Source organism: Sphingobium ummariense RL-3 (assembly GCF_000447205.1).
In the GTDB taxonomy this organism is placed as follows: domain Bacteria; phylum Pseudomonadota; class Alphaproteobacteria; order Sphingomonadales; family Sphingomonadaceae; genus Sphingobium; species Sphingobium ummariense.
In genome coordinates this window covers 1-3,891 of the sequence record NZ_AUWY01000017.1, presented here as the reverse complement: position 1 = coordinate 3,891, position 3,891 = coordinate 1, and the positions used below count along the sequence as shown (strand labels likewise).

The following is a 3,891-nucleotide window of genomic DNA, read 5'->3' as shown; positions in this document are numbered from 1 at the left end:
GCCGCTAATCGCGGCGCGCGTTATGGGTTGGAGACGCCCAGCTCATACGGTCGCATATTCCCGCAAAGGGCAGTTCCTACGGCAAAGTTCCTACGGGCTATCAGGGGGTGTAGGAGGCGATTTCCGGCCCGTAGGACGCAGGGAGGCGCTTGGGGGTGGCTTTTGTGCCATCCAAAGGCTCGGCGGCGCCCCTGCGGGACGCCAGAGGCAAATCGGAGTGAAGGAACTTGCGGGGGAGCAGTCAAAGAGGTATCATGTAACTTAGCATGATACCTATGGAGATTCACATGGCCGCGATCAAGCAAAGGGCTGACAAGGTAGATCGGCACCGCCAGCGGATGCGTGCGGCGGGGTTTCGGCCCGTCCAATTCTGGGTTCCCGACACGCGCGGGGCTGACTTCGCGGAGCGTGTGCGCCAGCAATGCTTGAAGTTGAAGGGCGACCCGGCGGAGCTGGACGCGCTGCGGTTTGTCGAGGAAGCGGCGGCGCAGGTCGAGGGCTGGCAGTGAAGCGAGGCGATATTGTCGCGGTTTCGTTGCAAGGTGACTACGGCAAGCCTCGCCCGGCCCTCATTGTGCAGTCGAATCTTTTGGCCGAGCTGGAAAGCCTCGTGATCTGCCCGATCACCAGCGCCGTGCGCGACGCTGCCTTTCGCATCACCGTCGAGCCGGACAACGCCAATGGGTTGCGTGTGCTCTCGCAGGTGATGGTGGACAAGCTCTCGACCCTGCCCCGCTCGAAAATCAGCAAGCCTTTCGGGCGGCTTGACGATGAGCGGATGAAGGCCGTGGACCGCGCCTTGCTCCTTGTCGTCGGGCTGATTTGAAGGGCGTCGGTCATTCCCTTGCCTGCAACGGCACCCAGTCGCCTTTGCACTTGCCTGTTTTGGCGTCCCATCGTGCGGTGCAGCCGTATAGCCGCTGTTCAATCTTGGGTTCCTTCGCCCACTGGTAGGCGAGGGCCGCGGCGAAGATCAGGCCCAGCCCGATCAGGGCGGCCGAGAGCCATTCCTTCAGCCGGTCCCACCATATCCCGGCACTGACCCGCTGGAGCTGCCCCGCCACGCGCTGGAGATCATCGACCGCCGTTCCCATCCGTTGCCCCCATTCGAGGCGCTGGCGGGCGTCCTGCTCGATCCGCTGGACCAGCGCGGCCGACTGCTGCGCGATCCCATCGGCCCCGGCCTGCCGCATCGCATCGAGCAGGACGCGATAATCCGCGCCGGGATCGGCAGGGGGCGGGGCGTCGAACTCAGCGGGGTCTAACGGGTCAGGCATCGGCGGGGCCGCCCTTGAAGGTCCAGCCATCGAACGCCTTGCGATCCTGATCGCGGCTGATCCGGCCCATCAGGTCATTGAGGCGGGATTCCCATGCGGGGTCTTTCATCGCGGCATCGAGGAGCAGGCCGCCGAGGATGATCTTGCGGCGGGCGTCCTGTTTGCGGTTCAGGGTGGCGGCGCGCGCTTCCAATGCCTGCAACCGGGCCTTGGCCTGTTCGACCTTGCGGCGGGCGTTTTCGATAGCCTCTGGCGTCGGAGCGGCCATGCACAATCCTTTCGCTGAGTGATATTGATAGCACCGGACCCGACTGAACGAAAGAGAGGAAGGGCGCACTTATGCAAACTTGCGTTTGCGTGCGGGAGGGGATACCCCTCCACCCCAGCGGGCTATCGCCCGCGCCATGCTCCCGCATGGCAAGGTAGGGCGCGGCGATGGCGAGTTTCCATCTTGCGGTGAAGGCGATAGGCCGTTCCGCCGGTCGCAGCGCGACGGCGGCGGCAGCCTATCGTGCGGGCGTCGAAATCACGGACGAGCGCACCGGCCTCGTCCACGATTACACCCGCAAGCAGGGCGTCGAGCATAGCGAGCTGATGTTGCCGACCGACGCGCCGGAGTGGGCGGCCGACCGCGAGCGGCTATGGAACGCGGCCGAGCTGGCGGAGACGCGCAAGAACGCGACCGTGGCGCGGGAATATGAAATCGCGCTGCCCGTCGAGCTGTCGGCCGACGAGCGCCGGGAGCTGGCCTTGGGCCTCGCGCGGGAAATCAGCGAGCGGCATGGGGTGGCGGTGGACGTGTCGATCCATGCACCTGGTCGCGAGGGCGACCAGCGCAATCACCATGCCCACCTGTTGACGACGACGCGCCGCCTTGGCCCTGAGGGGCTGGGGGAAAAGACGCGCGAGCTGGACCAGAAGCAGAGCGGCGAGGTCGAGCGGTGGCGGGAACGATGGGCCGAGATGCAGAATCGGGCGCTGGAACTGGCGAACGTCCCCGACCGGGTGGACCATCGCAGTCACCAGCGGCAGGGGATCGAGCAGGAACCCACCGTGCATATGGGGCCGAGTGCGACGGCGATGGAGCGGCGGGCCGAGCAGGTGGCCGCGCGGGAAGGGCGGGCCTATGAGCCGGTGACGGCGGTAGGTCAGCACAACGCCGGCGTCGTCGAGCGGGCCGGCCTGCGCCAGTATATCGAGCGCGGGACGGAATGGCTGCGAGACATGGGGCAGCGGATCGCGGGCAGGCTGCACGATGTTGCGGCCAGCTTGAGCGGTGCGGTCGAGCGCGATCGGCGCGAGGCGGCCGAGGTGCAACTCGCCCGCGAAGCGCAGGAGCGTCTAGCCGCCGATCGCGCCCGTCAGGAAGCGCAGGAGCGCCAGCAGGTGCGGGAACGCGAGCGGGTGGCCGAGAAGTTCAATACCATCGCCGGGAAGCGCGAGGCGGGCGCGCATGGCTATGGCGACCATAACAGCGACTGGAAGGCGACCCCGGAAGCGCTCCGCAAGGCGGTGGACGCCTATAACGGGGCCAACCAGCACACCAAGGATCTTTATATCGAGCAGATCCAGCGTGAACCGAAAATGGCGCGCGCCGTGGGTCAGCTCATCGGTGAGCGGGAGCTGATCCTGCAACGCGACCGGGGCATGAGCTTGTGACGGCGATATACGATCCGATCATATATGATTCGGTCGCATATGATCGGATCGTATAGCCAAGAAAAAACCCTCCCGCAGAGCAGGAGGGTTTCTCACTTATCGCGATTTGAGAGGGTCGCGGATCAGAGCGTAAAGCGCAGACCGACCTGAAACAGCGAAGCCTTGGTTTTACCGAGGCGATATTCCACGTCCTCGTCCCCGAAGTTCAGCTTGCCGCTGCCGGTCTGACGATAGGTGTAATCGGCGGTCAGATCGATGCCCTTCGTCACCTTCACGGCTGCACCGGCGCGGAGCTGCCATGCGAAGCGAACCGAGCCGTCATCCTCGCCCAGCGCCTTGAGGTGTGAGCCGACCGCGCCGAGGCCCACGCCGACATAGGGCTTGAACGTGTTGCCGCCGAGCGGAATATCGTAGGTGACATTCGCCATCACGGCGAGCTGGCGCAGCTTAGCGACGGAGCCGTTGGTCGCGCTGATCGTGGTGCCGTTAATGTCAACGCCGTCCAAATCATCGACGCTGATAATGTCGAGTTCGCCAAGACCTTCGACAACATCGGAGAGGTCCTCGGCCGTGATCGCGGTGCCGTTCAGGCTCTTGAGCGTGATGCCCTTCACCTTGTTGCGCTGATAGGCCAGTTCGAGGCCGACGCGGACGCCGCCGAAATCATAGCCCAGCTCACCGCCAAAGGTTGCAGCGGACTTGGTGTTGAGCTTCGTGTCGAGGCGATTGTTCGGCTCGGACCATGTGTCGATGATGGCGAAATCGGGATTGTTGAGGTCAGCAACGCCGGTGCGAAGTTGGAAATACATACCCTTGTCGGCTTCATCCTGCGCGAAAGCAGGCGTAGCAAGAGCGGCAGACGCAAGAACGGCGCAAGTAATAATCTTCTTCATTAATAAACCCCCTAAGTAAACACGAAACATGACTAATTTTCGCGACCCTAGCGGGGGGGGGG

The 3,891-nt window shown here is 64.1% G+C and carries 6 protein-coding genes; 3 read left to right on the top strand and 3 right to left on the bottom strand.

Annotated features, from left to right (window positions below):
- The first annotated feature begins 287 nt into the window (after positions 1 to 287).
- Both M529_RS25495 and M529_RS25490 read left to right on the top strand, forming a co-directional pair.
- Complete coding sequence (locus tag M529_RS25495; RefSeq protein ID WP_013044873.1) at positions 288 to 509, top strand: antitoxin MazE family protein; 222 nt, start codon at positions 288 to 290, stop codon at positions 507 to 509.
- Positions 506 to 826 (top strand): type II toxin-antitoxin system PemK/MazF family toxin, encoded by a 321-nt coding sequence (locus tag M529_RS25490; protein ID WP_013044872.1) that lies wholly within the window; start codon positions 506 to 508, stop codon positions 824 to 826. Before M529_RS25495 ends, M529_RS25490 begins: the two co-directional genes overlap by 4 nt.
- Before the next feature lie 10 nt (positions 827 to 836).
- Here the strand turns inward: M529_RS25490 and M529_RS25485 are convergent, their stop codons facing one another.
- Entirely contained in the window at positions 837 to 1,277 is a 441-nt protein-coding gene (locus M529_RS25485; RefSeq protein WP_013044871.1) for a hypothetical protein, read from the bottom strand.
- A complete protein-coding gene (locus M529_RS25480; protein ID WP_013044870.1) occupies positions 1,270 to 1,545 on the bottom strand; it encodes a hypothetical protein in 276 nt (91 codons plus the stop codon). The genes M529_RS25485 and M529_RS25480 overlap by 8 nt, the downstream gene beginning before the upstream one ends.
- Positions 1,546 to 1,712: 167 nt before the next feature.
- Here M529_RS25480 and mobQ point away from each other — a divergent pair, with 167 nt between their 5' ends.
- The gene (gene mobQ / locus M529_RS25475) at positions 1,713 to 2,936 is read left to right on the top strand and encodes a MobQ family relaxase (protein ID WP_013044869.1); all 1,224 of its coding nucleotides are present in this window, start codon (positions 1,713 to 1,715) and stop codon (positions 2,934 to 2,936) included.
- A 122-nt stretch (positions 2,937 to 3,058) separates the two neighbouring features.
- Here mobQ and M529_RS25470 read toward each other — a convergent pair.
- A partial coding sequence (locus M529_RS25470) for an outer membrane beta-barrel protein (protein ID WP_236617625.1) occupies positions 3,059 to 3,891 on the bottom strand: 833 nt, incomplete at its 5' end.

Bases quoted from the DNA above. Each gene is read 5' to 3' on its own strand.
- M529_RS25495 (WP_013044873.1), top strand. From the start codon at position 288: ATGGCCGCGATCAAGCAAAGGGCTGACAAGGTAGATCGGCACCGCCAG.
- M529_RS25485 (WP_013044871.1), bottom strand. From the start codon at position 1,277: ATGCCTGACCCGTTAGACCCCGCTGAGTTCGACGCCCCGCCCCCTGCC.
- M529_RS25480 (WP_013044870.1), bottom strand. From the start codon at position 1,545: ATGGCCGCTCCGACGCCAGAGGCTATCGAAAACGCCCGCCGCAAGGTC.
- mobQ (WP_013044869.1), top strand. From the start codon at position 1,713: ATGGCGAGTTTCCATCTTGCGGTGAAGGCGATAGGCCGTTCCGCCGGT.